The sequence below is a fragment of the Synechococcus sp. WC101 genome (assembly GCF_047461555.1).
Classification (GTDB): Bacteria; Cyanobacteriota; Cyanobacteriia; order Thermostichales; family Thermostichaceae; genus Thermostichus.
Window position 1 is genome coordinate 1 of record NZ_JANSHG010000227.1, and the last position, 2,819, is coordinate 2,819.

At 63.4% G+C, this 2,819-nt stretch carries 3 protein-coding genes; all 3 read right to left on the reverse strand.

Annotation, left to right across the window (positions count from 1 at the left end; genetic code table 11):
* Positions 1-70: 70 nt before the first annotated feature.
* The 3 genes from trpD to purN are packed head-to-tail and all read right to left on the reverse strand — an operon-like array spanning position 71 to position 2,621.
* Complete coding sequence (gene trpD / locus NW809_RS11755) at positions 71-1,102, reverse strand: anthranilate phosphoribosyltransferase (protein WP_011429527.1); 1,032 nt, start codon at positions 1,100-1,102, stop codon at positions 71-73.
* A 29-nt stretch (positions 1,103-1,131) separates the two neighbouring features.
* Positions 1,132-1,932 (reverse strand): PIN domain-containing protein, encoded by an 801-nt coding sequence (locus NW809_RS11760; protein ID WP_414402216.1) that lies wholly within the window; start codon positions 1,930-1,932, stop codon positions 1,132-1,134.
* A 26-nt stretch (positions 1,933-1,958) separates the two neighbouring features.
* Positions 1,959-2,621: a phosphoribosylglycinamide formyltransferase gene (gene purN / locus NW809_RS11765; protein ID WP_011429529.1), complete on the reverse strand. Its 663-nt coding sequence runs from the start codon at positions 2,619-2,621 to the stop codon at positions 1,959-1,961.
* Positions 2,622-2,819: the final 198 nt, after the last annotated feature.

Sequence of the window (2,819 nt, forward strand, 5' to 3'; positions counted from 1 at the left end):
ATGTCCTGCTATTGGGCAGGAGTCACTGGGAAGCCCGCACTCTATGCGTCAGCATGAGTGCGGGAGTACGTCACGAAGCCAGAAAATTGACCAGCTTTTGCAGGCGATCCCAGGCAGCGCCGCTGGCAAGGATCTCCCGCGCTTGGGCAATTCCGGATCCCCAATCGGGAACGGCTCCGGCCACCTGCAGGGCCAAAGCGGCATTGAGGGCCACCACATCCCGCTGGGCAGGCGCTCCGGATCCTTGGAGAACTTGGGCGAGGATGGCGGCATTTTCCGCCAAGTTCCCCCCCTGGAGGGCCTGGACAGGTGCGGGCGTAAGATCGTAATCTCGCGGGTTCAAAACTTCTGTTCGTACCAGCCCACCGGAAAGGATGCCCAGATCGGTGGGCTGATCCAACCCGGCCTCGTCCAGACCTTCGCGGCTGTGCAACACCACGGCCCTTTCCCGCCCCAACAGACGCAAGGCCTCGGCCATCACCGGCACCAGCTCCGGGGCATAAACCCCGATCACCTGGCGGTTGGGATAGAGGGGATTGACCAGGGGCCCCAAGAGATTAAAGACAGTGCGAACTTTAAGGGCGCGGCGGTAGGGGATCACCGCCCGCATGGCCGGGTGCCAGTGGGGGGCAAAGAGAAAGGTGATGCCCACTTCCGCCACCGCCGCCCGCACTTGCTCTGGCTCAGCGCTCAGGTTCACCCCCAACGCCTCCAGCACGTCCGCCGAGCCAACCTTGCCAGAAGCAGAGCGGTTGCCGTGCTTCACGACTGGGATCCCGGCAGCGCTGACCACGAAGGCCACGGCAGTGGAAATGTTAAACGTGCCGGCCCCATCTCCCCCGGTGCCGCAAGTATCCACCAACAGGGGCAGATCCAGGGGGGATCCCAGGGAAGCTCGCTGCAGCACCCGCGCCATGCCGGCCAGTTCACTGGCGCTGACCCCCTTGGCTTGCAGGGCCGCCAAAATCGCTCCCGACACCACATCCGGCACTTGGTTGTGCAGCCAGCCGTTCATCAACTGTTCGGCTTGGGCTTCGCTCAGAGATTGCCGCTCCAGCAACTGTCCCAAAAGCTGGGGCCAAAGGTCAGCCGTTTCCGTCATGGGGCGGGATCCGGGTTTTCAGTAAGCCCTCATCCTAGCATAGGTCTGCGGGGGCTCTTTCGGCCAAAGCGGCTAGAGATCGCGCAGCCAAGGGTCCGAGACAGGGGCAGCCGCCGCCAGATCCCTTCGCTCCCCGTGGGATCCAACAAACGCCAGGCCAGCAACCCTGCTGCCGAGAAGAAAGCCAAAGCCAGCAGCAGCGCCAGGGAGTTTTGCACGCTTTTCCAGGCGAATCCAACCTGAGATCTCCGTTGAACAGGTCGGGAGCCCTTTTGAGCGGGGGAGGGTGGTTTTGCAGAAGTTGGGGAGGGGGGCAACGGAGCAGCGGGAATGGGAGGCCCTGGCAGCCGCTTCCAAGCCATAGCCACAGCCTGGGGGCGCTGGCGCTGGCGCATCCACCGGTTGAGCTCGGCCAGAGAGATGGCACGGAGGTTGGCAAGGCCCAGCCCCTGCACTCGCTCGACCAAGGGTCGGTCGTTGCTCACCACCACCACCAGGGATCCCGGCTGCTGTTGGGCCAGGGCATAGGCACACTCGGCAATGGCCTGCTCTAGGCGGACTCGCAGCGACTGCTCGCCGGCGTTGACTTCACCCACCAGGGCGCGGGCTTCTGAGACGGCAAATCCCAAACGGGGCCAGTGGCGCAAGAAGGCGCGCGCTGTCGATTCTTCTTGGGGGTCGATGGCCTGTCGGGTTAGGCGTTCTAGCTCCGCCATCACCGCCTGGGGCAGCACACACACCCCAAAACGGGCCCATTCCTGCCACAGAGCCGGGCGACCGGCCAGGATCGCAGAGCTGTCGAAAACGAGCAACGGCGAGATTTCGGCCATAGGGGGCGCCAGCGGCGGGCTCACCCTCAATTGTGCAGCTTCTCCGAGAACTTGGGGAGGCGGGATCCCTCGGCCAAACAGAGGCGGATGGCCAGCGGGTAGAGGCGGTGTTCCTGGGCCTGGATGCGCCGGTAAAGGGATTCCACCGTATCTTCCGGCAAAACCGGTACGGCTGCTTGCGCCACAATGGGGCCGCTATCCATTTCCAACGTGACCCGGTGGACGGTGCAGCCGGTGATTTTCACGCCGTACTCCAGCGCCTGCTCCACCGCCCGCAGGCCCTTGAAGCTGGGCAAGAGGCTGGGGTGGAGGTTTAAAACCCGCTCCGGATAGGCAGACAGCAACACTTGGGTCACCAAACGCATCCAGCCGGCCATGATCACCCACTCCACCTGATACTCCTGGAGCACTTGCAAGATGGCCGCGTCCAGCGCCTCCCGGCTGGCATAGTGCCGATGGTTGAGCAGAATACAAGGGATCCCTCTTCGCCGCGCCCGCTGCCGCACGTAGGCGTCTGGATTGTTGGTGATCACGACGGCAATTTGCGCCCGTAGCTCGCCAGCATCGATGGCTTGGGCGATGGCCTCGAAGTTGCTGCCGTTGCCGGAAGCCAAGATGCCCAGGATCCCCGGCTGGGGAGGAGCCGGGATCTCGCCGGGGTCTGGCCAGAGGAGGTTAGGCAAGTCCATACGAAAAACTCGAGGGAGAGTCCGCAGCCCCGCTATTTTAGACCCAGCCGGATTTGGCTGCGACCTGCTCTTGTCGGAGAGAGAGTCCAAAAACTAGGCTGCCACTGATGCTATCCAGCCTGTCCAGCACCGCTCAAACCCTGGGCAAGGAGCTGAAAGCGCTGAACTGAATTGTGCAAAAGCACGAGGTGCTGATCG

What these genes read in the sequence shown, in the direction of transcription:
- trpD (WP_011429527.1), bottom strand. Translation starts at nt 1,102, where the DNA reads ATGACGGAAACGGCTGACCTTTGGCCCCAGCTTTTGGGACAGTTGCTG.
- NW809_RS11760 (WP_414402216.1), bottom strand. Translation starts at nt 1,932, where the DNA reads ATGGCCGAAATCTCGCCGTTGCTCGTTTTCGACAGCTCTGCGATCCTG.
- purN (WP_011429529.1), bottom strand. Translation starts at nt 2,621, where the DNA reads ATGGACTTGCCTAACCTCCTCTGGCCAGACCCCGGCGAGATCCCGGCT.